At 60.7% G+C, this 24769-nt stretch carries 24 protein-coding genes; 1 reads left to right on the top strand and 23 read right to left on the bottom strand.

Translation table 11 applies throughout. The annotated features are described in order from the left end of the window. Window positions 1-28: 28 nt before the first annotated feature. The 9 genes from ppdK to rpsP form a co-directional block, all read right to left on the bottom strand. Window positions 29-2779, bottom strand: coding sequence for a pyruvate, phosphate dikinase (gene ppdK, locus ACTQ1E_RS05650; protein ID WP_441565223.1), 2751 nt, complete (start codon window positions 2777-2779; stop codon window positions 29-31). 341 nt (window positions 2780-3120) lie between these two features. Beyond that, complete coding sequence (locus ACTQ1E_RS05645) at window positions 3121-3996, bottom strand: pyruvate, water dikinase regulatory protein (RefSeq protein WP_154516238.1); 876 nt, start codon at window positions 3994-3996, stop codon at window positions 3121-3123. Window positions 3997-4030: 34 nt separating this feature from the next. After that, a complete protein-coding gene (gene glyS / locus ACTQ1E_RS05640) occupies window positions 4031-6127 on the bottom strand; it encodes a glycine--tRNA ligase subunit beta (protein ID WP_441565221.1) in 2097 nt (698 codons plus the stop codon). A 3-nt stretch (window positions 6128-6130) separates the two neighbouring features. Beyond that, window positions 6131-7042: a glycine--tRNA ligase subunit alpha gene (locus tag ACTQ1E_RS05635; RefSeq protein WP_006236091.1), complete on the bottom strand. Its 912-nt coding sequence runs from the start codon at window positions 7040-7042 to the stop codon at window positions 6131-6133. A 59-nt stretch (window positions 7043-7101) separates the two neighbouring features. Further along, window positions 7102-7665 (bottom strand): signal peptidase I, encoded by a 564-nt coding sequence (gene lepB / locus ACTQ1E_RS05630; RefSeq protein WP_441565219.1) that lies wholly within the window; start codon window positions 7663-7665, stop codon window positions 7102-7104. Between the two features lie 2 nt (window positions 7666-7667). Then, window positions 7668-8426 (bottom strand): tRNA (guanosine(37)-N1)-methyltransferase TrmD, encoded by a 759-nt coding sequence (gene trmD, locus ACTQ1E_RS05625; RefSeq protein WP_441565217.1) that lies wholly within the window; start codon window positions 8424-8426, stop codon window positions 7668-7670. 10 nt (window positions 8427-8436) lie between these two features. Beyond that, window positions 8437-8928, bottom strand: a complete 492-nt coding sequence (rimM, locus tag ACTQ1E_RS05620; RefSeq protein WP_441565244.1) for a ribosome maturation factor RimM — start codon at window positions 8926-8928, stop codon at window positions 8437-8439. Window positions 8929-8962: 34 nt separating this feature from the next. Further along, on the bottom strand, window positions 8963-9208 hold the full coding sequence (locus tag ACTQ1E_RS05615) for a KH domain-containing protein (protein WP_154516529.1): 246 nt from the start codon (window positions 9206-9208) through the stop codon (window positions 8963-8965). Window positions 9209-9250: 42 nt separating this feature from the next. Further along, on the bottom strand, window positions 9251-9601 hold the full coding sequence (gene rpsP, locus ACTQ1E_RS05610; protein ID WP_427717582.1) for a 30S ribosomal protein S16: 351 nt from the start codon (window positions 9599-9601) through the stop codon (window positions 9251-9253). A 201-nt stretch (window positions 9602-9802) separates the two neighbouring features. On the opposite strand from rpsP, the gene dinB reads away from it, so the two are divergent. Then, a complete protein-coding gene (gene dinB, locus ACTQ1E_RS05605) occupies window positions 9803-11059 on the top strand; it encodes a DNA polymerase IV (protein WP_441565215.1) in 1257 nt (418 codons plus the stop codon). 171 nt (window positions 11060-11230) lie between these two features. Here the strand turns inward: dinB and ACTQ1E_RS05600 are convergent, their stop codons facing one another. The 14 genes from ACTQ1E_RS05600 to mreC all read right to left on the bottom strand — a co-directional run bounded on the left by ACTQ1E_RS05600 (window position 11231) and on the right by mreC (window position 24764). Then, window positions 11231-11980: a transposase gene (locus ACTQ1E_RS05600; protein WP_195838550.1), complete on the bottom strand. Its 750-nt coding sequence runs from the start codon at window positions 11978-11980 to the stop codon at window positions 11231-11233. A gap of 230 nt (window positions 11981-12210) precedes the next feature. Then, window positions 12211-12666 carry a ribosome silencing factor gene (gene rsfS / locus ACTQ1E_RS05595; RefSeq protein ID WP_441565213.1) on the bottom strand — a complete coding sequence of 152 codons (456 nt, stop codon included), beginning with the start codon at window positions 12664-12666 and terminating at the stop codon, window positions 12211-12213. A 27-nt stretch (window positions 12667-12693) separates the two neighbouring features. Next, the gene (yqeK, locus tag ACTQ1E_RS05590) at window positions 12694-13227 is read right to left on the bottom strand and encodes a bis(5'-nucleosyl)-tetraphosphatase (symmetrical) YqeK (RefSeq protein WP_441565242.1); all 534 of its coding nucleotides are present in this window, start codon (window positions 13225-13227) and stop codon (window positions 12694-12696) included. An 87-nt stretch (window positions 13228-13314) separates the two neighbouring features. Next, the gene (gene nadD / locus ACTQ1E_RS05585) at window positions 13315-13992 is read right to left on the bottom strand and encodes a nicotinate-nucleotide adenylyltransferase (RefSeq protein ID WP_427718693.1); all 678 of its coding nucleotides are present in this window, start codon (window positions 13990-13992) and stop codon (window positions 13315-13317) included. 3 nt (window positions 13993-13995) lie between these two features. Then, a complete protein-coding gene (gene obgE, locus ACTQ1E_RS05580; protein ID WP_441565211.1) occupies window positions 13996-15462 on the bottom strand; it encodes a GTPase ObgE in 1467 nt (488 codons plus the stop codon). Between the two features lie 85 nt (window positions 15463-15547). Then, window positions 15548-15805: a 50S ribosomal protein L27 gene (rpmA, locus tag ACTQ1E_RS05575; RefSeq protein WP_441565209.1), complete on the bottom strand. Its 258-nt coding sequence runs from the start codon at window positions 15803-15805 to the stop codon at window positions 15548-15550. Window positions 15806-15838: 33 nt separating this feature from the next. Continuing rightward, the gene (rplU, locus tag ACTQ1E_RS05570) at window positions 15839-16213 is read right to left on the bottom strand and encodes a 50S ribosomal protein L21 (RefSeq protein WP_035138585.1); all 375 of its coding nucleotides are present in this window, start codon (window positions 16211-16213) and stop codon (window positions 15839-15841) included. 67 nt (window positions 16214-16280) lie between these two features. Beyond that, window positions 16281-17093, bottom strand: coding sequence for a TIGR03936 family radical SAM-associated protein (locus ACTQ1E_RS05565; protein ID WP_441565207.1), 813 nt, complete (start codon window positions 17091-17093; stop codon window positions 16281-16283). Continuing rightward, window positions 17090-18967 carry a TIGR03960 family B12-binding radical SAM protein gene (locus ACTQ1E_RS05560; protein ID WP_441565205.1) on the bottom strand — a complete coding sequence of 626 codons (1878 nt, stop codon included), beginning with the start codon at window positions 18965-18967 and terminating at the stop codon, window positions 17090-17092. The genes ACTQ1E_RS05565 and ACTQ1E_RS05560 overlap by 4 nt, the downstream gene beginning before the upstream one ends. Before the next feature lie 9 nt (window positions 18968-18976). Continuing rightward, window positions 18977-19906, bottom strand: a complete 930-nt coding sequence (locus ACTQ1E_RS05555; RefSeq protein WP_441016849.1) for a YcjF family protein — start codon at window positions 19904-19906, stop codon at window positions 18977-18979. An 18-nt stretch (window positions 19907-19924) separates the two neighbouring features. Further along, complete coding sequence (locus ACTQ1E_RS05550; RefSeq protein ID WP_154516190.1) at window positions 19925-21151, bottom strand: FtsW/RodA/SpoVE family cell cycle protein; 1227 nt, start codon at window positions 21149-21151, stop codon at window positions 19925-19927. Window positions 21152-21160: 9 nt separating this feature from the next. Next, the gene (mrdA, locus tag ACTQ1E_RS05545) at window positions 21161-23230 is read right to left on the bottom strand and encodes a penicillin-binding protein 2 (protein WP_154516187.1); all 2070 of its coding nucleotides are present in this window, start codon (window positions 23228-23230) and stop codon (window positions 21161-21163) included. A gap of 13 nt (window positions 23231-23243) precedes the next feature. Beyond that, window positions 23244-23810 carry a hypothetical protein gene (locus ACTQ1E_RS05540; RefSeq protein ID WP_441565203.1) on the bottom strand — a complete coding sequence of 189 codons (567 nt, stop codon included), beginning with the start codon at window positions 23808-23810 and terminating at the stop codon, window positions 23244-23246. A gap of 12 nt (window positions 23811-23822) precedes the next feature. Then, the gene (gene mreC / locus ACTQ1E_RS05535) at window positions 23823-24764 is read right to left on the bottom strand and encodes a rod shape-determining protein MreC (RefSeq protein WP_441565201.1); all 942 of its coding nucleotides are present in this window, start codon (window positions 24762-24764) and stop codon (window positions 23823-23825) included. Window positions 24765-24769: the final 5 nt, after the last annotated feature.

The following is a 24769-nucleotide window of genomic DNA, read 5'->3' as shown; positions in this document are numbered from 1 at the left end:
TAAGAGGCGCAAATGGAACGCGACTCAGTTAAGCGGAACGCTTGGCCTCGAGCTTGGCCTGAGCGGCAGCCAGACGCGCCAGGGGTACGCGATAGGGCGAGCAGGACACGTAGTCCACATCGGCCACGTTGAACAGGCCCTTGATGGACTTGGGGTCGCCGCCGTGCTCGCCGCACACGCCAAAGTGCATGTCGGGGTTGGCGGCGCGACCCTTCTCGACGGCCATACGCACCAGCTCGAGCACCGCCGCGTCGATGGTCTCGAAGGGATTATCCTTCAGGATCTTCTTGTGCATGTACAGCGGGATGAACTTGGCCTCGGCGTCGTCGCGCGAGAAGCCGAAGGTTGTCTGGGTGAGGTCGTTGGTGCCAAAGCAGAAGAAGTCGGCATGGTGGGCGATCTCGTCGGCGACCATGCAGGCGCGCGGCAGCTCGAGCATCGTGCCCACGGGAATATTGAGCTCGACGCCCTCCTCGGCGGATACCTCGGCGATCACGCGCTCGATGACCTCGCGGGTCTGGACATGCTCGGCTGTGATGGAAACGAGCGGGACCATGATCTCGGGGCGCGGGTCGACGCCCTCCTTGATAAGGCGGGCAGCAGCCGTGGCGACGGCGCGAACCTGCATGAGCGGCAGATCGCCAAAGACAACGGACAGGCGCACACCGCGCAAGCCGAGCATCGGGTTGGACTCAACCATGCCGTCGATTCGACGCAGGCGGGCACGCAGGGTGGCAAGCTCTTCCTCGCTGGCGCCGGCGGCTTCCTTCTTGGTGATGGCGACCTCGAGCTCGCGAGGATTATCCAGGAACTCATGCAGCGGCGGATCGAGCAGGCGAACGACCACATCGCGACCGGACATGGTCTTAAACATCGCCAGAAAGTCCTCGGTCTGAACCTTGAGCAGGTCGGCCAGGGCCTGCTGCTTCACGGCCTCGTCGTCGGACAGGATAAAGCTCTGGATAATGTTCTTGCGGTCGCCCAGGAACATGTGCTCGGTGCGGCACAGGCCGATGGCCTCGGCGCCAAACTCGAGTGCGAGCGCGGCATCCTCGGGGTTGTCGGCGTTGACGCGCACGTGGTTGGCGTGACCGTCGGTCTCGTCCAGGCGGATCTCGTCTGCCCAGGACAGAATGGTGTCCAGATCGCCGGTGAGCTCGGCGGAGACCAGATCGACGGCGCCGTCGACGACGATACCCTGGGTGCCGTCGATGGAGATGATGTCGCCCTCGTGAAGTACGCGGTCGCTGCCCTCGATGCGCACGACCTTCTCGGCGGCGTCAATATGGAAGCGCTCAACGCCGCAGACGCAGGGCGTACCCATACCGCGGGCGATAACGGCGGCATGGCTCGTCTTGCCGCCGTGGCTGGTAAGGATGCCCTCGGCAGCGACCATGCCCTTCAGATCATCGGGGTTGGTCTCCCAGCGAACCAGAATGACCTTGTGGCCCTCGTTGGCGCGCGCGACGGCATCGTCGCTCGAGAACACGACCTCGCCTACGGCGGCGCCGGGGCTGGCGTTAAGGCCGCAGGCCAGGGCCTCGTACTTCTTGGAGGAGTCGAACTGCGGATGCAGAAGCTGGTCGAGCTGCGCGGGATCGATGCGACTCACGGCCTCCTCGCGGGTGATGAGGCCCTCCTCGACCATCTCGATGGCGATGCGCAGCGCGGCGGTAGCGGTGCGCTTGCCCACGCGGGTCTGAAGCATCCAAAGTTTACCCTGCTCGATGGTGAATTCGATATCGCACATATCGCGGTAATGATCCTCGAGCGTCAGGAAAACGCGCTCGAGCTCCTCACCAGCAGACTCGAGGCCCGGGGTGGTCTTGAGGTCGGCGATGGGCTCAGTGTTGCGGATGCCGGCGACGACGTCCTCACCCTGGGCGTTAACCAAAAAGTCACCGTAGAACTCCTTGGTGCCATCGGCCGGATTGCGCGTAAAGGCGACGCCGGTCGCAGAGGTCTCGCCTTTGTTGCCAAAAGCCATGGCCTGGACGTTGACGGCGGTACCGAGCTCGTCGGAAATGCCATGCTGTTTGCGGTAGATGCAGGCGCGCTCGTTCATCCAGCTGCCAAAGACGGCCTGGATGGCAAGGCGCAGCTGGAGCTCCGGATCGTGCGGGAAGACGGGCTTGCCGTCGACAACCTCGAGCTCGGGATACAGGGCAGCCTCGACGTTCTCGGAGAAGATGCCCTTGAAGGTCTCGACGAGCTCCTGCAGGTCCTCGGCCGAAAGCTCGGAATCGACGCGAACGCCGGCGACCAAGCGAGCATGGGTCAGGGCGTTCTCAAACAAGTCGGCATCGACACCCATAACGACGTTGGAGAACATCTGGATAAAGCGGCGGTAGCTATCCCAGGCAAAACGCGGGTTTTGCGTCTGGGTAATGAGGCCCAGAACGGAGTCGTCGTTAAGGCCCAAGTTGAGGACCGTGTCCATCATGCCGGGCATGGAGAACGGAGCACCCGAGCGAACCGACACGAGCAGCGGGTCGGATGCGTCACCAAGCTTCTTGCCGCAGCGGGCCTCGAGATCGGCCTCGGCGGCAACGATCTCATCGAGTGCGCCTTCGGGCCACACGTTGCCGGCACCGGAGTACTCGACACAGGTTTGGCAGGTAATGGTAAAGCCACCGGGAACCGGCAGGCCGATGCGGCTCATCTCGGCAAGATTTGCACCCTTGCCGCCAAGCACGAAGTTCATGGACTTGTCGCCCTCAGTGACACAGGTGCCCTGGGCGTCGGTTCCAAAACGGTAAACCCTCTTGCAATCGCTCACGATACTCCCCTTCCATGCGCTGTCGCGCACGACCGTGGTAACGAATCGACCCGCCGGATGCGAGCCGTGAGGGTACTATACGGCGGGTATTGGAAGTGCTTGCGTAGAGGGTGCGAGGTTTGGTAAACGTGGTAAAACTGACGGTAAACGGTAGATAAAGGTGGTTACCTTATGAAGATACCAGTGTACGAGACTTGCAGGTTAACTAAAAGAACTTTGCTAAATCGCTTTACCATAAATAGCTAATTTGGGACGGGGCTTTTTTAGCTACCCCGTCGGCAATCGGCCAAAAAGCTCGCGGCCTCAGCCGGGGTAGCTAAAAAAGCCCCGTCCCAAATTAGCTACTTTTGTTGAGCGCGGCGAGCGGCACGACGGGCTCGAGCTTCTTGGATTTCCTCCAAATGACCGATGATCTCGGATGCACTCTCCTCAATCGCCTTACCGTCGGTACGCACCACAAAGCAGCCTAGGCGCTTCATGAGGGCACGGGCTTCCTCAAGCTCGCTGCGCACACTCTCGGGCTCGGCATAGGAGCCGGCGACGGCGCGGGCGTAGTCATCGCCCAAGCGGCTGTCGCGAATCTCAGAAATAACGTCAACGGTCGAAATCAGGCCGAACAGGCGCATCGGGTCGACCTCGTAAATCGACTTCGGCGGCTCCATGCCGTGCGCCAGCGGAACGTTTGCGACCTTGTAACCCTGATAGGCCAAATACATCGACAGCGGCGTTTTGGACGTACGCGACACGCCCAGCAGCACGATATCGGCCCCCGAAAGGTCGTCGCAACCGCGCCCGTCATCGTGCTCAACGAAATACTCCATAGCCTCAATGCGGTGGAAATAGCGGTCATCCGTTTTGTGAATAACGCCCGCAACGCCCTTGGGCGGCACACCGATGAGCGACGACAGCACGGCAAGGGTCGGACCGATCAGGTCGACAGAGCGAATATGCAGCATACCCAGGTAATCGAGCACGCGGGCGCGAAGCGCCGGATCGACGATAGTGTGGAACACGGCGATATCACGATGGTCCGCATCGACGCGCGGGCCCACAAACGACTTGACCTGCTCCACCGAGTTCACTTTGGGCAAGCGCAAGAGACGAAAAGCCCCTTCATCAAATTGCCCGGACGCCGCAAGCACCACCTCACAAGCGGTATCACCGAGCGAGTCGGAGATAACGATAACGGTGGGACGAGCGGTGACCGGGCAATCCATGCGGGGCTCCTTTTGCGCTTATGCGCAGGCTGGCTTACTTTTTGCGGGCAAGCTCACCGATGTTGGCGATGCCAGAGAAAACGGCCTCGAAGCGGTTGAGCAGCTTAAGGCGATTATCGCGGAGCTGCTCGTCCTTGTCCATGACCATAACCTCGTCGAAGAAGCGGTCGATGGGGGCACGCAGGGCGGCAAGGGCGGCAAATGCGGCCGGGTAATCCTCGGCAGCAAGGGCGCCATCGACAGCGATCTGAGCAGCCTCGGAGGCATCGGCGAGCGCGAGCTCGGCCTCACCCATCAGGCTGCGATCGTACTCCATACCCAGCTCGGGCTTGGAGATGTGCGCGGCGCGGGCATAGGCAGTAGCCAGGTTGTCGAAGGTCTCGGCATCGTTCTTACGAGCCTCGTCGAGCGCGGCGCAGCGGGCGAAGAAGACGGACGGAGCGATGATGTGCACCGCGGAGACGGCGGCGACGGTATCCGCCGGAATCTTCTCGTCGCGGGCCATGCTCACCAGACGGCCGTGGAAGAAGTCACGGACCTGCTGGGCGACCTCGGCGGCGTCGAACTCGATGCCCTGCTCGCTATAGAGCTCAAGGGCAAAGTCGATGAGCGTCGTGGGGTCGATCGGCAGACGATCGCGCAGGATGTTGATAATGCCGATAGCGGCGCGACGCAGCGCGTACGGGTCGGAAGAGCCGGTCGGGGGCTCGCCGATGGCAAAGATACCGGCAATGGTATCGAGCTTGTCGGCACAGGCCACGATGCAGCCAGCGGTGCCCTCGGGCAGCTCATCGCCGGCAAAGCGGGGACGATAGTGATCGCGAATGGCGTGGGCGACCTCGTCGTTCTCCCCCATCGCAGTCGCGTAATAGCCACCCATCACACCCTGCTGGCTCGTAAACTCGACGACGGCGTTGGAAACCAGGTCGGCCTTGCACAGGTGCGCGGCGCGAGCGGCATCGGCAGCGAGGTGGGCGCCCAGATGGGCCTCGCGGGCAATAGCGAGCGCGAGCTGCTCAATGCGCTCGGACTTGGCGAGCACGCTGCCGAGCTTCTCCTGGAAGGCAACCTTGGCCAGACGCTCACGGAACTCGTCGAGGGAGATCTTCAGGTCCTCCTCGTAGAAGAACTTGGCATCGTCCAGACGGGCGCGCACGACGCGCTCGTTGCCGTCGATCACACGCTCGGCATTCTCGGGCTTGCTGTTGGAGACGACCACGAACTCACGCGTGAGCTTGCCCTCGCCGTCATAGATCGGGAAGTAGCGCTGGTTGGTGAGCATGGACTCGCAGATGATCTCGTGCGGGACCTTGAGGAACTCCTCGTCGAAGGTACCGACGAGCACCGTCGGCCACTCGCAGAGGTTAATGACCTCCTCGAAGACCTTCTTGGGCGTATCGACATGGCAGCCAGGTCGAGCGGCCTCGACCTCGGCAATACCGGTAAGGATGGCCTCACGACGACGCTCGGCAGAGAGCACGCCGGCGTCCTCGAGCACCTGCTCGTAGACGGCGGGGCTGGCGACAACATGGTCACCGGCGCCCAGCACGCGATGTCCGCGCGTGGTATTGCCGCTCGTCACATCGGCAAACGTCACGGGCACAACGTCCTCGCCCAGAAGGCAGCAGATCCAACGGACCGGACGCACAAACGTAGCGTGCTCGTGGCCCCAGCGCTGGCTGCGGTAGTTGGGCCACTGCAGGCCTGCGATCGTCTTCTCGCACAGGGCCGTCAGAATAGGGGTAGCCGGCACGGAGGGAATGTTCTTCTCGGCGAACACGTACTCGCGGCCGTCGGTATCCTCACGACGGATCAGGTCCTCGGCAGCCACACCGCACTTGCGGGCGAAGCCCTGAGCGGCCTTGGTGGCGTTGCCGTCGGCATCGAAGGCAATGTTTGCCGCAGGGCCGCGCTTGACCTCGTGGACCTCATCGGTCGCGGTGGCGACGTTGGCCACGAGCGCAGCCAGACGACGCGGGCTCGAGATCACGCGGACCTCGCCATGGGCCAGGCCGGCCTCGTCGAGGCCCTTGGCGATCATATCGCCAAGCTGCTTGACGGCATTGTTCAGCGGTGCGGAGGGCATTTCCTCCGTACCGATCTCAAACAGGAAATCCTTAGCGTCTGCCATGGCTTACGCCACCTCGCCTTCCTGGTCGGCATTCTCGTTAACTCCGGCGACCTCGGCCATATAGGCCTCGCAGCACGCCTTGGCGACGGCGCGGACGCGCAGGATGTAGTTGGCGCGCTCGACTGCGGACAGGGCGCCGCGGGCATCGAGCAGGTTGAAGGCATGGCTGCACTTCATGACGCAGTCGTATGCGGGCAGCGGCAGCTTGCGCTCCAGACAGGAGTGGCACTCGGCCTCGTAGTCGTCAAACTTCTGACGCATCATCTCGACGTTAGCGACCTCAAAATTGTAGGCGCTAAACTCGCGCTCGTTCTCCAGGAACACGTCACCGTAGGTCATGGGCGTGCCGTCGGGCAGATAGCTCCACACCAGGTCGTAGACGGAGTTGACACCCTGGGCGTACATGGCGATGCGCTCCAGGCCATAGGTGATCTCGACGGGCACGGGGTCGACCTCGATGCCGCCCACCTGCTGGAAGTACGTAAACTGCGTGACCTCCATGCCATTGAGCCAGACCTCCCAGCCAAGGCCCCAGGCGCCGAGCGTCGGGCTCTCCCAGTCGTCCTCGACAAAGCGGACGTCATGGTCGTTGGGGTCCAGGCCAATGGCGGCAAGAGACCCCAGGTAAAGCTCCTGAGCGTTGACCGGCGAGGGCTTGATGAGCACCTGGAACTGATAGTAGTGCTGCATGCGGTTGGGGTTCTCGCCGTAGCGGCCGTCGGCGGGACGGCGGCAGGGCTGCGCATAGCAGGTGCGCCACTCGGCAGGACCGAGCGAGCGCAGCGTGGTCGCGGTATGGAAGGTACCGGCACCGACCTCGGAGTCATAGGGCTGCATAATGACGCAGCCCTGCTCGCCCCAGTACTGCTGGAGGCGCAGGATGATGTCTTGGAAGGAAAGCGATGAAGCGTTCATGCCTCTAATATCCCCTCGTCGAAACGATTACACGGTTAGGTACTGTACTATAGCGGTTTTTAGTCGATAGCGCCCAGACGGTTGAGCGGCCAGTAACGCACGAGCGCCACGGCGATCAGGTCCGAACGGTCGACCGGGCCAAAGTAGCGTGAGTCGGCTGAGTTCTCGCGGTTGTCGCCCATCACCCACACGCACCCGTCAGGGACGATGTAGGGATAGCTCACCTGAGCACCAGGCGCCTGGACCGACAGTGGCCAGCTCATGCCCGTCGTATAGTCCTCGTCGAGCGCTTGGCCGTCAACGACCACCTTGCCGTCCTGCAGGTTGACCGTCTGGCCGGCCGTAGCGATGACCCGCTTGACGAGAACATCGTGCTCAGAGGTGCCATCGGGGTTGTGAAACACCACGATATCGCCTTGGCTGACCGGCTGACCGAGCTCAAGCGTCACCTTTTGCGCCAGGATCTGGTCACCAATCTCAATCGTGGACTCCATGGAACCGGTGGGTACCACAAAGGGTTCGACCACAAAGGTGCGAATCAAGAAGGTGGCCACGAGCGCGATTGCGACGATCACGACCCACTCAAACGCACCCTTTAGCATGGAATGCTGCGACGGAACCATTCTCACTCCTCGCTCTGCGAATACGAAGCGTCCAAAATCTCTTGCGCATACGCGCGTTCCTTAGGCGTAAGCCGCGCCGTCTCAATTAAGTCGGGACGCCAGCGACAGGTGCGCTCGATGGCGTTCTTGCGGCGCCAAGCGTCAACCTTGGCGTGGTCACCACTTACAAGCACGGGAGGCACGCCCTCGCCGTTAAACTCGGCAGGACGGGTGTACTGCGCGTACTCGAGCAGCCCACCGTCCTCGGCGGTCGAGAATGATTCGTCAACGTTGCTCATCTCGTCACCAAGCGCGCCGGGAATCAGACGCACGACAGCGTCAGCAACAACCATAGCAGGCAGCTCGCCGCCCGTGAGCACATAGTCGCCGATCGACAGGCGCTCGTCGGCATAGGCATACGCGCGCTCATCGACACCCTCGTAGCGGCTGCACACAAACAGCAGGCGCTCGCTTTGGAGCAGGCGCTCGGCTACATGCTGCGTAAAAGGCTCACCGCAAGGCGTAAAGAACACCACGGTGGGCTTGGGGCCCTCAGAGCTAATGGCCTCGATTGCCTCGGCAATAGGCTCGACCTTCATGAGCATGCCCTGCCCGCCGCCGTACGGCTCGTCATCGACGGTACGATGGCGGTCGTGCGTCCAGTCGCGCAGGTCATACGCCTTAAAATCAAAAAGGCCGGCCTTGCGGGCACGGCCCAAAATCGATGTGGACATGACGGGCTCAAACATCTCGGGAAAGACCGAAAGGGTCTCGATCAGCATGTTGTCCTCCCTACTTGTCCATATCGATCAAGCCGTCCATAACGTGGACGGATATTGCTCCCCGATCGGGAAGATCGAGCACAACTTGCTCGATCACGGGAATCAGCACCTCGCCGTACCAATCACCCTCGACAACCCAAACGTCGTTGGCGGGCGTCGACATAATCTCAACGATCGTTCCGAGCGACCCAAAGCGCTCGTCAACCACCTCGCGACCCATAAGGTCGGTATAGGCAGCGTCAAGCGAATCGAGCTCAAAGTCATCACGGTTCGCCAGAACGAAACAACCCGTGATGCCCTCGGCGGCCGTCAAGTCGTCAATGCCCTCAAACGAAACCATATCGCCATCGCCCGTATCGGTAACGGATGTAACCGTGCAAAAGCGGTCACGCTTGAGCGCCGGTGGCGTCAGGGCGACACGCATACCCGGCTCCAATACAGAAGGAAGCCCCCGCAGCGGCTGCGCGAGGACCTCCCCCTTCCTTCCATGCGGCTTAACCACACGGGCGATGTTTTTGTACTGGGACCTCAAGGTCCTAGCCCAGAACCTCTACCTCGACGGAAGTGTCGAGGCGAGCGGCCAGTGCACGGGCGAGCGTGCGAATGGCCTTGATGGTACGGCCGCGACGGCCAATGACCTTAGCTACGTCATCCTCGGCGACCGAAACCTCAATAGTTGAGGCATCGTCGCCATCGATAACTTCCAGGCTCACGGAATCCGGGTCGTCGACGATCTGAACAACGAGATATTCGACGAGATCGGCGATGCGATCTGAGAGCATTGCCTCACCCTCGAGCTGTGCAGCGTCAACCTCAGGCACGATTTACTCCTCGGCGCCCTCAGCGGCCTCAGCGGCCTCAGCGGCAGCCTTAGCGGCCTCGGCCTCTTTGGCGAGCTGCTTCTTGGACTTCTTGACGACGGTCTCGGTCTTCTCGCCCTCGTTGGCGGCCTTGACCAGGGCAGCGACAGCGTCGGTGAGCTGAGCGCCCTTGGACTGCCAGTCAGCAATCTTCTCGAGATCGAGGTTGATGGTCTTGGGGGCGGTCATCGGATTGTAGCGGCCAACCTCCTCGATGATACGACCGTCACGCGGGGCGCGGGAATCGGCGACGACGACACGGTAGTACGGACGCTTCTTAGCGCCGTGACGAGCAAGGCGAATCTTGACTGCCAAAGGAAACTCCTCCAACCAAGCAGCTTTAGGCTGCAACTACAAACAAACAGTTGAACATAATACGCCATCGACGCGGGCAGGTGAAGTCCGTGAGACCAACTTCTTCGGTGTAGTCGAAGGCAAATCCATATCTTAGACAAGAATTCGCGATTTGCAAGCACATCCACGCACCCCACATGAGCTGCGCGGTATACTCATGCCATGAAAAGATGCGAACATACATACGGTTATGAGGATACTGCGGGCGTCACGCCGCCGCCCTGGACGGGTCCGGCGGTGGGTCTGATGGATCTCGATGCGTTTTTTGCGAGCGTGGAGATGCTCGATCATCCCGAGTGGCGCGGCAAGCCGCTTATCGTTGGCGGAGACGCCGAATCGCGCGGCGTCGTCTCCACCTGCTCATACGAGGCACGCCGCTTTGGCGTGCACTCCGCCATGCCCTCGGCCGAGGCGCGTCGCCTATGTCCGCAGGCCATTTGGACACACGGGCATTTCGATCGCTACCACGAGGTCAGCGCACAGGTCATGAATATTCTTGCCGACGAGACACCACGCGTTGAGCGCGTGTCCATTGACGAGGCCTTTATCGACATCACGCCGGGCCGCTTTGCGCCCGAGGACCCACTGCTCGTCGTACGACGCATCAGCGATCGCGTGGCGGCACTGGGGTTGACCTGCTCCATCGGCGTCGGTTGCAACAAAACGGTGGCCAAGATTGCAAGCGAGCGAGACAAGCCGTTTGGGCTTACGGTCGTACGCCCGGGAACTGAGCAGCGTTTTCTGGCACCGTTACCTGTTTCTGCCATGAGCGGTATCGGGCGCTCGGCCGAGGAGCGGCTGCGCCGCATGCGGATTTACACGCTGGGCGAGCTGTCGCGCGCACCGGAATCCACGCTGTCTGCGATTTTTGGCGTTAACGGCGAGCGCATGCGCCAGCGTGCGTTGGGGCTCGAGGTTTCCGAAGTCACGAGCCTCGATGAAGAGCGTGAGGTCAAGTCGGTAAGCAATGAGCGCACCTTTGCGAAAGATTTGACCGAGCGCGGGGACATCGAAGCGGCGATTGCATTATTGGGCGAATCCGTCGGACGTCGCCTGCGCCGCCAGGGGCTTACCGGCGCCACGGTGACGCTCAAACTTAAGTACTCGTACGGCAGCGGTCGCTCGGCACAGCGACGACTCCCCCATCCCACCGACGACGAGAACATCTTTGTGGCGGTAGCGATCGAGTTGCTCGACAACATCTGGCAGGAAGGAATGCATGTACGCCTTGCCGGCATAGGCATGAGTGACTTCAATCATCAAGGCGGCATACAGACCGACCTGTTTTGCGAAGTCGACGACCGCGGAGCCCAATCCAGCGGCCGCCGTGACCTCTCCGTCGCCATCGACGCGGTCCGAGACAAGTTCGGCGACACCGCCCTATCCTTCGGCCGCCAATCACGCTTCTCCTCCCACTAAGTAGTCAATTTGGGACGGGGCTTTTTTAGCTACCCTTCAGCTGGCAGCGAATTACCCGGGGCCGGAATAAAACTCAACCGATTTGTAGGGTTAGCTAAAATAGCCCCGTCCCAAATTAGCTACCCAACCCATACCTGACGCGGTCGCAACACAGACCTCGTCCAAAATGAGCTATTTTTTGACTTTGACCTTTTGTATGGTGCAGTGTCCAATGCCCGTAAGGCGAACGATCTGTTTAATCGAAAAGCCCTCGCTCTTCAAAGTACGAATGCAGGCATCGCGCGCCCCCTTTGGCAAAGCCTTAAGGTGATGAGGCTCGTACGGCTTAAGAAGCGCCTGCGCAAACTCCAGCGCATCTGTGTCGCTCACATGAGCGCCGTCACGGAAGCAATAGCGATTGGGCTCACCCGAGGTGCTGAAGGCAAAAAATCTCTGAGAGTCACCGAGCAGCCCGAGAACGCAATCCGTTTTGCAGATACCCGGATATCCCATATACTCGCGAAAGCTGCTCCATCGATACAGCGAAGCGGTCCCAATCCTCGCCTTCGCGGGATTGTCGTGAATGTATCTCACGCAGTTGAGCAGCTGATCATCATCGAGGATCGGCACACTCTTAAATCGATCCTGGAAAACAGGCCCCTTCCTGCCTGTCTTTGAGTTGAAATACATGGCATACGCCGTCGTAATCGAATGCATGCAATCGCTCAGATGAACATGCTCGTCGTCAAGCAGAAGATGAATATGGTTATCCATAAGGCACCACGCGATGACATCCACTTTAAACTTCTGGCATTTCGAAGCAATCAGCCGAATCAGATAGAGCCGATCTTCGTCATCCTCAAATATGAGTTGGTCGGCACATCCCTTTTGGACGACATGGTAAAAACCATATACAGAGATTTCTCGCGCAGTCCGAGTCATACGCATCCCCTCCTCTACAGATGACAATTACGTTACCCGAGCCAGAGTAGAAAAAAACGTACTGGGAGCTATAAATCGCGATGTTCGGCGAACGGTAGGTAGTAGCTAAAAAAGCCCCGTCCCAAATTAGCTACTTTTGGGCAAAAAGAAAGCCGGGCGGCCGCGGAAAAACGCGACTGCCCGGCGAAATACTTGAGGGTAGCTAAAAAAGCCCCGTCCCAAATGAGCTACTAGAGGAGGTCCAGGGAGAGCTGGGGAGCGTCGCCCCAGAGCTTTTCGAGGCGGTAGAACTCACGCGCCTCGGGAGTGAAGACGTGGACGACAACCGAACCGTAGTCCATGAGCATCCAGGTCTTCTGCTCGCGGCCCTCAATGGAAAACGGGTGCTCGCCGCAAGCCTCGGCGACTTTCTCCTCAATCTCGTCGACGATGGAATCAACCTGGCGGTTGTTGGTGCCGGTAGCAAGGACAAAGTAGTCGCACACATCGGAAAGCTCAGTCAGGTCGAGCACCTGAACGCCCTCGCCTTTCTTGTCGTAGGCGGCCTGCGCGGCAGCGCGGGCGACATCCTCGGCGGCGACACCGCTGGCGGAGAGCGTCGCGGCAGTGCGGTCGGACGTGGCCACGAAACTCTTGTGCTCCTCACCTTCAAGAATCTGCTCGTCAGTCATGGTCTCATCGGCCATGGAATACCTCTTTCTAGACAGCCCGAACTAGCGCAGCTGGGCGTAATGGTTGTAAATCGTAATAGCCGTGGGATAAAGATAGCGCCCGGACTGGATCACATAGACCAGACCCTGCGCAAAACAGGAGAAGAACAACTCGTCGAGCGAGGACTTCCCCACCATCTTGCGCAGCGCATGGGCATAATCGCCGTGGCGGTTGGGTTCGATGGCATCGGCCACAAAGACCACCATATCGAGTGGCGTCATGTCGCAAGCGCCCACGGTGTGACGGTCGACAGCCTGAAAGACCGCCGGCGACAGCTCGGGAAAAAGCTGCGGAAGCTCATAGGCGGCAACCGGGCCATGCAAAAGCGGCGTCGCGGCAGACGGAGAGCCGGCAATCTTAATGCCATAATGCAGAGCGCGCGTGACCAGCTCGTCGTCGGAGAGCACTTTGTCCCAGTCATGGATCAGGCCGGCGGCAGCGGCATCAAAGCGGTCGACACCGTATACCTCGGCTAGGTACAGCGCCGTCTCGGCAACCCCGAGCGAATGCACGTAGCGCTTACGCTTATCCTTCATGCGCACATCGAGCAACTCGTGGATACGCGTCAAGAGCGCGCGCTCGTCGCCCTCAAACTGATCTTCTACCGACAACGTTTCCCCCCGTTAATCAAAATCGTCTTGCCCAAGATCGGCATACAGGCCGCGTTTACGGATATAGCCGAGCACGGACTCGCTCGTAAGATAGCGCACGCTCATGCCGCGGGCAACCCGCTTGCGAATGTTGGTCGAGCTAATCGCCAGCGCCGGAATCTGAATATAGCGCACATCGAAGGGCAGCCCCGATTCCTTAATCCTCGACCGGGCCGTATCGATGTCAAAGCCGGGGCGTGTCGCAGCGATAAAGGTTGCCAGTTCGGCAATCTCGTGAGCATTGTGCCAGGTCACAATATCAATAATCGCATCGGCACCCGTAATAAAGTAAAGCTTCACCTGTGGCGGGTAAAACTCGCGAAGGGCACGCAGCGTATCGGCTGTATAGGTGACACCGGCACGATCGATCTCGAAGCGGCTTGCCAAAAAGGCCGGGTTCGCGGCAGTCGCGAGGACCGTCATGGCATAACGGTCCTCAGCAGGCGTCACCGGTTTGTCGAGCTTAAAGGCAGGAGAGCCGGCCGGCATAAAAAGCACAGCGTCCAAGTCGAGCGACTCGCGAGCCTGCTCGGCAGTCACCAAGTGCCCGTAATGAATCGGGTCAAAGGTGCCGCCCATAATGCCAAGCCGAAACTCGTGCCCATCCTTGATGGGAAGCTCAGGCAATCCGATTCCACCGCGCAGCGACATGGCTTACTCGCCCTCCGGGGTCTCAATAACGTCGACTTCGGTAGCGCCTTCGGAGCCCTCGGCGACATTAGCCACGTCCGCACCCTCGGCCGCTACGTCAATAACCTCAACGCCTGCATCCTCGAGCTCGTCCTCGTATTCCGAGAAATCCTCGGCGCCCTCAAAGTCAAACGCGCGCTGGCAAATGCGAACCTCGTCGCCGGCACGGCAGCCGGCCTTCTCGAGCGCGTCGTCAACGCCCATGCGCGCAAACTTATGCTGCAGGTAGATGACGGCTTCCTCGTTTTCCCAGTCGGTTTGGATGACCATGCGCTCGATCGCGCGACCAACCACGCGGAAAGCACCGGGCTCTTCCTCAACAATGCGGAAGCGCTTCTCGCGCTGCAGACGGCGACGCTCCCACTCCTCGTCGCGCAGATCGACCGGCTCATCAGAGACCGCAAGCTCCGCGCGGAGCTTAGCCACCTGCTCGCCCACGGCAAGCATCAGCGTGTTGAGGCCGGCACCCGTAACGGCGGAAACGGCAAAAAACATGTGGCCGTCGTCGAGCGCCGCGCGCTTAAGGTCGGCAATCTTGTCGGCCGTGCCCGGCGCATCGCACTTGTTGGCGACGACGATCTGCGGGCGCTCCGAGAGCTCGGCACCATACTGCTCGAGCTCACGGTTAATGATGCGATAGTCCTCGACCGGGTCGCGATCCTCAAAACCGCCCGTCATATCGACAACGTGCATGATCAAAGCAGTGCGCTCAATATGGCGCAGGAACTGGTGACCCAGGCCCTTGCCTTCACTCGCACCCTCGATGAGACCGGGGACGTCGGCAACGACGTAAGAATATTCGCCGGCACGCACCATGCCCAGATTGGGCACGAGCGTGGTAAACGGGTAGTCGGCAATCTTAGGACGGGCGGCGCTCATACGCGCGATGAGCGAGGACTTGCCCACCGAGGGAAAGCCCACGAGCGCGGCATCGGCCATAAGTTTCATCTCGAGCTCGATCCAGTGCTCCTCGGCTGGCTCACCCAGCTGGGCAAACGCGGGCGCGCGGCGCACCGACGTCACAAAGTGGGTGTTGCCCAGACCGCCGGCCCCACCGGGCGCCACGACAACGCGCTCGCCATCGTGCACCAGGTCGGCAATCTCGAACATCGGGGTCTGCGTTTCGGGATCGAGCTCGCGGACTACGGTGCCCATGGGAACTTTCAAAATCAGGTCCTCGCCGCTCTTGCCATTGCGACGGGCACCCTGGCCGTGCGTGCCGCGCTCGGCACGGAAGTGATGCTTAAAGCGGTAATCGATCAGCGAAGACAGCTGAGCATCGGCCTGGATGACGACATTGCCGCCACGACCGCCGTCGCCGCCATCGGGGCCGCCCTTGGGAACAAATGCCTCGCGCCTAAACGACATGCATCCGGCTCCGCCGTCGCCGCCACAAACGTTAATGCGGCTGATATCGGTGAACTGTGACAACAGAATCGCCTCCTACAAAAAAGAGGGAGACCCTTGAATCCTAAAACTCAAGTGCCTCCCACATATGTGCTCTATGAAGGGTGAATTACGCGTTCTCGAGCGGGCGTACGCTGACCCTGTGCTTGATACCCTTGTGGAACTCAACGGTACCGTCGACCAGCGCGAACAGCGTGTCGTCCTTGCCACGGCCAACGTTCGCACCCGGGTGGATGTGCGTGCCATGCTGACGGACGAGAATCGTGCCCGTGGTTACCGTCTGGCCGGCGAAGCGCTTCGTGCCAAGGCGCTGACCGCGGGAGTCACGGCCATTACGGGAGGAACCGAGTCCTTTTTTGTGTGCCATTGTGTATACCTACTCTTTCGTTACGAGTGTAATCTACTCGGCGACGGGAGCCTCGGCAACAGCCTCAGCCTCTGCCTTGACAGCCTTCTTGGCGCGGGAGGTAGCCTGAACCTTCACGATCTTCAGCTTGGTGAGCTGCTGACGGTGACCCTTCAGACGACGATAGCGCTTACGCTTGTGGAACTTGAAGACCAGCTGCTTCTCGCCCTTGAACTGCTCAACGATCTGAGCGGTAACCTTGGCCTTGGCCAGCTTGTCGGGATCGGTGACGATCTTCTTACCATCGTTGAGGAAGATGACCGGCAGGGTGACCTTGTCGCCCTCATTGCCCTCGATCTTCTCGACGGTGATGACATCGTCGGTGGCGACCTTGTACTGCTTGCCGCCCGTGTTAACGATTGCGTACATGTTTACTTGCCCTTCATGCATCAGTTAGTGCAACAGCCGAATATAGTAGCAGGCGATAATACCCCCGTCAACGAGTATGTGGAGCAAATCCACAAGTTCGCACAGGTATGGGGCTGACGAGTCGGCCCTCGTCGTCTTCGCATGCTTGATTCTGACGCTCGACATCGTAGGAGCAGATGGTCACGAGGTCTTGCATACCGGTGGAAACAATAGGTGCATCGACGCCCGGGGTCAAGCCCTGCAACAAAACATCAGCAGCAGAAAGCAAAATTTCCGGACGCATGGAGCCCTCGTTGTCGGCATGGGTGTCGAGTATGAGCACCAGATGGTCCGGGCGCTCCCCCGCCTTAAGCTCGTAGCCCACGAGCGTATGGTCCAAGTCCAGGCGCTTGCTCTTTTTGCCGCGCGCATAATCGATGCCGTGGGCCGCACGCAACGTGTCAATCGCGCCGCGCACCTCATCGGCGCTCACGGGCGACTCAGGGTCCAGATGCAAGTCGATACGATACGACAGGCGCGTGAGCTGCGCCGTGAGCGCCGGCGTGCGCACGTCGATGTAGGCGGCCTCGATGGGCGCCAAATCGGCCGGAGATGCCGCGGCCAGGCGCCCAAAGGCCTCGTCGAGCGCGACGAACTCGGTCATAAACAGGTCATACCACTCGCAGGTCGACGACGTGCCCACGGGCAGCGCCGAGGAAAAACCCACGCGCATGTGCGGCGAGAAGCCCTGCGTCACAGCATAGGGCAGGCCCGCGCGACGCACGATACGCTCAATGGTATGGATTAGTTCCAAATGGCCCAGGTACTTAAGGCGGTCGCGCTTGCCGTAGCGAACGCGCAGCCTAAAGAGCGTGGGGTTGTCGGTCAAGCGCTCACTCATGCGCGATCACCCACCAATACGTTCTTGGCGTGGAGCGTGGGGCAGATTCCGCAGCCGGTGCACGACGTGCGGGTGCAGTCGGGCGTCGTGACACCCTCCAGCGAGCGACGGTACTCGCGCTCGAGGAAGCCACGCGAGCAGCCGGGGCTCACGTGCTCCCAGGGCAGGTGCCAGTCCAGCTCGTAGGGCAGGTGCACGAGCTCGTTGAGGTCGATGCCGTTTTTGGCCGCGGCCTCCTTCCAGTTATCGAGCGAGAAATGCTCCACCCAGGCGTCAAAACGCGAACCGGCACGCCAGGCATCGATGATGACAGGCGTCATGTCGCGGCCTGCACGAGACAGCGCCGCCTCGATAAGCGAGGTCTCGGCATCGTGGTAGTGCACGCGGACTGCACGGTTGCGAACACTCGTAATGAGGAGCTTCTGACGGCGTTTGACGTCGTCGTAATCGAGCTGCGGGCACCATTGGAAAGGCGTGGCGGCCTTGGGAATAAACACCGACACCGAGATGGACACCGAGATGGAGCCGCGGCGCGCCTTGGGCACCACGGAGCGGCCGAGCTCGAGCACATGGTCGGCCAGGTTGGCGATGGCCACGATATCCTCATCGCGCTCACCGGGAAGACCCATCATAAAGTAGAGCTTCATGCGGTTCCAGCCGGCCTCGAAGGCCGCCTTGGCCGCGCGGTCCACGTCCTCCTCGGTCACGTTCTTGTTGATGATGTCGCGCATACGCTGACTGCCGGCCTCGGGGGCAAACGTCAGGCCGCCCTTCTTTTCGCCGGCGACCGACTCGGCCATATCCACGCCAAACGAATCCAGGCGCTGCGAGGGAATGGACACGCGAATGCCCGTATCCTCCAAGCGGCGGTTGAGCCTGCCAAGCACGTCGCGGATGCAGGAGTGGTCGGTGGTCGAAAGCGAGGTAAGCGACACCTCGTCATAGCCGGTCTTCTGCAAACCCTGGATCACCGAGGACACAATCTGGTCGGCCGAACGCTCGCGCACCGGGCGATACGTCATGCCGGCCTGGCAAAAACGGCAACCGCGAGCGCAGCCGCGCAGGATCTCGATAGACAGGCGATCGTGAACGAGCTGCGCATAGGGCACGCACGACTGCGACAATGGATTGGTAGCGCCAAAGTCCTCGACGACGCGCTTGTAGACCACCGGCGGCACGTCCTTACCCTCACACGGCACGGTGTAGCCGTGCGGTGAGCAGGGTTCGTCATAGCGCACCTCGTACAGCGACGGCACGTAGGTACCGGAGACGGTCGCGAGCCGCTCGACAATCTGGGCGCGCGGGACGCCCTCGTCACGCAGGCGGCGATGCAACTGGCAGATCTCGAGCAGCGACTCCTCACCCTCGCCAATCAGGATGGCATCGAAGAAGGCCGCATACGGCTCGGGGTTATAAACCGAAGGTCCGCCGGCGACGACGATGGGATCGTCCTCGGTGCGGTCAGCAGCCAGCAGCGGAATGCCGGCGAGGTCGAGCGCCTCGAGAAAGTTTGTCACGGCCATCTCGTGCGGCACGTGCATACCGACGATATCAAACGAGGCCACGGGCGCTGCGCCCTCGAGCGACAGCAGCGGGATACCGGCCTCGCGCATGGCATCGCCCATATCGGGCCACGGCACATAACCGCGCTCACAGGAGATGCCCTCGGCCTGGTTAAGGATATTGTACAGGATGGCGATACCCTGGTTGGGCAGGCCGACCTCGTACACGTCCGGGTAAATCATGCAGCAACGATAGTCGGCATCGGCCTTGGAGAGCGTACCCCACTCGTGGTCGATATAGCGACTCGGCTTTTCGACCTTCGCGAGCAGCGGCTCAATCAAATGAAAACAGTCTTGGTATGGAACGCGCAAAAGAAACCCCTAAGCAGCGAGATCGGATGCATCCTCAAAAGGATTCATGGGACGGGTAGCGCCGGCAACCGTGGTCACCAGGTCGCGGACGCGCGAGAACGTGGCGGCAACCACCTCGTTGGCACGGCTGTAGTCGATATCGCGCTCGTAGAGAGACACGAGCGCACGACCCATGACATAGGTGCCCGCGGCGGCGGAGAGTGCCTTGACGGCAAACCCAATATGCGGCGTCTGCTTTACCAGGGCGCGAGTGACGGCGCGCATTACCAAGCCGCCGGCAAGCACGCCCGCGACCTCGTAGCCGCGCTCGGGCTTAATGCCGCGCCCAAAGATAGCCGCAAGCTCAAAGAGCATGCCAACCTGCGCCAGCGCCATAACGGGATAATCGGCCCCCGGCAAAAACACCAGCGCGCCCGTCGCCATATTGGTAAGCGCGCACGAGGTGATGATGCGGTTGGCGGCGGCGATGCGCATAAAGGCAAAGTTCGCCGCAAAGGCCGTCTCCTTTTCCGTACGGTCCAGGATCCAGCGGGCGAGTGTCTCGAGCAGATACGTCTTATCGGTGGCCGCTACCACGCCGAGCATGGGCGTGGACTCCTGGATAAAAGGCACCTCGACAGCGGACTCGGCCAGCACGCACACGGGCGCGCCGGCAATGACGAGCTCCTGCACGGCGCTCTCAAGGCGCTCAGATCCGCACGAAAGCACCAGCACCACGTCGGTATCGGTCTTGGGGACGATACGCTCCTCCCCCAGACGCTCAACGCGGACAATGCCCGAGGTCGTCTGCGGCACAAAGGCATCGCGCACCGTCTCGACCAAAAAACGCGAGGCGGTCGAATCCAGGTAGACCGAAACGCGCACCGGCGTATCGGAATCCCTCTTGGTGGTCGCGCCCATTTTAAAAGCGCGAGTCAGCTTTTCCACGGGAATCTTCATGGCAAACCCCTCCAGCGGTTACGCGGCGCCCGAACGATGCCGCCATATGGATTGTACGATACCCACCGTCAACAACTGAATCATCATCGAGGACGAACCAAAGCTAATGAACGGCAGCGGAATACCGGTAATCGGCATCATGCCAATGCACATGCCGATGTTCTCGAACGTCTGAAATGCCCACATGCCGACAATACCCACGCATGACAAGCGTAGAAACAGAGACTCGCACTTAAAGGCGACGCGAATCGTCGAGAAGATGAGCAGTACGTACAGGCACAGCAACAAAAAGGAACCGCAGAAGCCGAACGTCTCTGACAAAAAGGCGAAGACGAAGTCGGTATGGAACTCGGGCAGGAAGCCGCCGGCCGACTGCGTCGCATGCCCCAGGCCCTTACCAAAGAAACCGCCCGAGCCGACCGCGATCAACGACTGCTGCAGGTTATACGCATCGTCCGAATCGGCGTTGTCGGGGTCGATAAAGACCGTCAGACGATTCATCTGGTACTGCTTAATGAGCACATCGTGGCCGAGCAGCGAATCGAAGACCGAATCGAGCGCCAGGACGAGCGCCACCAAACCCACGAGCAGAGCCAAAGTCGACAGCACCCATTCGCGGCGCGCACCGCTCATGCAGATGACGATGGCGCCCGACACCAGCACGACCAGACCCGAGCCCAAATCGCCCATGGCGACGACGGCCAAAAACGGAACGGACAGCATGCCGCAGAGCTTAATGTAGTCGCGAGCGGTATCGATGCGCCCGTTGTACTGCGAGCCAAGCGTGGCCATAAAGAAGATGGTGATGAGCTTGGCAAGCTCAACGGGCTGGAATGTTAAACCGATACCGGGAATCTTGATCCAACCCGTCATTCCCAAGCCGCCCGTGTAGGACAGGCCCGGAATCTTAGGCGAGAAGATCACGATGAGATCGATGACGAGCAGGGCCGTCGAAAAGTTGGAAATGCCGCGCAGGTCGGTGCGCCAGACGAGCACCGCCAGCACCGCGCCAATACCGATACCCAGTAGGTGACGCGAGAACGAGGCGTCGGCTTTAAACTGCGAGGCGGACCAGATAATAATGGCGCCATAGGTGACGAGCGCCACAGTCGCCAACAGCACGCCGACGTGCACCTTTTGGCGAAACGTTCCGCGCGATGCGGAAATCTGCTTGTTGACGCGGTCCAGGCTGCTGCGAGAGCCGGTTTTGGTTGAGCGGAACAGGTCCGCCGGCGAAAAGTCCATCGCAACCTCCTATCGAACCGAGGAATCGCCCGTGGCCGTCGACGTGTCGGGCTCGTCATAAATCGCACCGAGGACATCGCGCACAACGTGCAGCGCGGTATCGGAGCCGCCACCGCCCTGTTCCAAGACAGTGGCGATCACGTACTTGGGGTCATCGGCCGGCGCGTAGGCGCAAAACCACGCGTAATCGTCCTCGCCGCTCTTCTCGCCCGTGCCGGACTTGCCGTAGACCGTAGGGGTCAGGGAGTTAAAGTGCGCGGCGGTCGAAGTCGACGCCGAGTAAATAACATCGTGCATGCCGTTGCGGACCAGCGCAAGATCGGCATCGTTGTTAATTTGGGCCTCAAGGCGCTTCTTTTTGCCCTTGCCGTTGTACTTGTAGGCATCGCCGTCGCCATCACGCGAGACAGCAGACAAGAACACATGCGGCACATACTGTTTGCCGCCGTTGGCAATACCCATGTAGGCGCAGGCCATCTGCAGCGGTGTCACCAGAATGTCGCCCTGGCCGATGGCGATGTTGGTCATATCGCCGGCATTCCACTTGCGGTCCTCGGCCGAGGCGTCGGTAAAGTACGACTCTTTCCACTCTGCATCGGGAATGCGGCCCGCGCCCTCACTCGGCAGGTCGATGCCGCAGGTCTTGCCCAGGCCCCAACGACGAAAGACCTCTTGCAGGCCTTCGGGATGCTGGTCGTTGTAGAAAAAGGCCTTGCCCATATCGTAGAACACGGGGTCGCAGGAGTTGGCGATACCGGACTGCAGCGTCATCGTGCCGTGGCCGGAGTGCAGCCAGCAGTACTTTCCCCAAGATTTGCCCAAGCCGGTCCAATATCCCGTGCAGTTGGTCGTTTGACTCGAAGTGTACGTGCCAAATTCGAGGCCAGCCAACGCCGAGAGGGGTTTGATGGTCGAGGCGGACATGTACTGGCCGCTAATGGCGCGGTTGAGCAGCGGATGCGAGCCCTCGTCATCGTTAAGCTCGGTCCACACGTCATTGGAAACGCCGCCGATAAAGACAGAAGGATCAAACTTGGGTTCGCTTGCCATGCCCAAGATCTCGCCGTTGTTGGGGTCAAGGCACACCACGGCACCGTTGCCGGCATTGCTATGGCCCGTAGTCTTGGCAAGCTCAATGGCATTCGCCAGAGCCGTCTCGCAGGCCTGTTGAATCTTAAGATCGAGCGTAAGCTTAATGTCAGAACCGGCCTTGGCGGGAACGGCGCCGGCTTGACCGGTAACGTTACCCGAGGCGTCAACTTTCACGGTCTGCTCACCGCGAATGCCCTGCAGTAGGTTTTCGTAGTAAATCTCTACGCCCGCCTGACCCACAATATCGCCCGATTGATACGAGATCTGGCCAGCCGCGCTTTCGTTGCCGTCCGACGACTTCTTGTTCTGCGCCTCGAGCTGCTCGGAGGTAATGGTACCGGTATAGCCCAAAATATGGCAGGCGGTCTCGCCATACGGGTACTGGCGCTCGGTGCGCTCGGCGATCTTCACGCCGGGAAACTCACCGGCGTGCTCCTGAATGTAGGCGACGGTAGAGCGGCGCACGTCAGTCGCGATCGTATGCAGGCTCTGCGCGCCCTCGGAATTGTCCTGGATGTTGCGCAGCACCGCGACATACGGCATGCCGAGCACGTTGGCAAGATGACGCACCAGCACCTTGTCGTCGGCAAGATCGCGATAGGCGACGACGGCGAGCGAGGGGCGGTTTTGCACCAGTGCGACGCCGTTGCGGTCCAAGATGCGGCCACGCACGGCCGGCGTGGTAACGGTACGGGTCTGATTGCTCTTGGCCTGCTTGTCGTAGTAGTCCGACGAGACCATCTGCATGCCCCACAGCTTAACGGCAAGCGCGGCAAACATGGCACCCACACCCGTGGTGAGGATGGAAAAACGGCCCTTGAAGGCCGTGGCGGCCGTATTGCCCTCGCCCTCGGTGGCGCGCGGGGCCGTTCCGTGCTGTGTGTCGTAGGTAAAGCGGGAGTCGCCGCGGCGCATGATGACCAGCGCGACCACAATGGCCACGACCAGCGCGATACCGGCGACAACAACCGTCAACTGGGAAGACATCTTGAGGCCTCCCCTATTTGAGCTTACGGGTCTTGGGCTTAAAGCGCATGCCCGTCTGACGCCCACTGCGCGCGGAGAACCCATAGCCAGACTGCGGAGCGGCACCGGACATCAAAAACGGAATGGCAATCAAGCCCGTCAGGATCGAGGACGGCAGAGCGTGCCCAAAGATGGCCACCACAAAGCTCGTCTCCAGACCCATAAACAGCAAGATGATGCTGTAGACCACGTTGATGGCAAGCGCAAAGGCGCCCACGGTAATGCCGCGCGCGCTCGGCGAGCCGCCCGTCTGACCAGCCGCGCTGTGCACCAAAGCAAAACTGCCCACGGTCAGCAGCAGCGACATAACGCCCACCGGCACGGCGGCGGAAAGGTCGTAAAACAGACCGCTGCAAAAGCCGCACACGACGGCACGCGTAGGGTCGCCCGAAAACACGCTCAGACACACCAAGATGATCATAAAGTTGACGCGGCCACCCGCGATGGAGATTTGCGGTGCCAGTCCCGCCTGCAGCAGCACGCAGACGATAGCGGCGATTGCAAAGGCGCGGGAGCCAGTCCCCTGCTCGTGTAGATCCATGGACATGCCTCCCTATTCGCTCGATCCAGAATCGGACGCTTTGGACGTGTCGGAATCATCATCCGATTTCTCGTCCTTAGACTGAGTCGCGGCATCGCGCGACGAGCCCTGCGGGGTACTATTGGCCGAGCTCACATCATCGTCCGAAGCCGACTGCTCATCGGTAAGCGAGGTGATGACGAGCACTTCCTCGTTATTTTCGGCCGTGGTCTGCGCACGTACCACAATGGTGTAGTACACGTCGTTAGCCGACTTCTCGACCGAAGACACGGTGCCGAGCGGCAGTCCCTTGGGGAACACGCCACCGATGCCCGAGGTCACGATGATATCGCCCACCTTAACATCGGAGTCGACGCTCACGTACTCAAGACGCAGCGTGCCATCGGGCTGACCCTGCAGCATGCCTTGTGCGCGCGTTTCCTGCACCATGGCGGACACACCAGAGTTCTCGTCGCCAATCAGGCGCACGGTCGATGTCTTGGCCGAAACCTCGATAATCTGGCCGATGACGCCGGCCGAGCTCGTCACGGGCATGTTGATGGTAAGCCCGTCGGCAGAACCCTTATCGATGGTGACGGTCGACGTCCAGGCGTCACCCGAGGCTCCGACAATACGAGCCGCAGTGGACTTGAGGTTATAGGTCGACTGCAGGCCCACAAGACCCTCAAGGCGCTCAGCGGTCTTTTGGGCTTCGGAAAGCTCCGCGACCTTGGAAGTGAGAACCTCGTTTTGCTTCTTAAGGTCGTCGAGCGACTCCTGCGAAGCGGTGAGGTTGGAGAACACGTTGCCGATGGCATTGAATGGCGCCGCCACCGCCGAGCCAACGAAACGCACCGGAGAGGTGATTGTCGTGACGCCCGAACGCACGGCATGTATCGGCCCGGCCTCGCCCTCTCGAATGTAAAACGTGAGCAGCAACACAGAAATCAGGCTGAAAACAATCAACGGGCGCATACCCG

This window comes from Collinsella sp. LCP21S3_C7, from assembly GCF_052118485.1.
Classification (GTDB): domain Bacteria; phylum Actinomycetota; class Coriobacteriia; order Coriobacteriales; family Coriobacteriaceae; genus Collinsella.
Note: the sequence above shows the minus strand (reverse complement) of the source record. Positions and strands in the feature narration are given on the sequence as shown.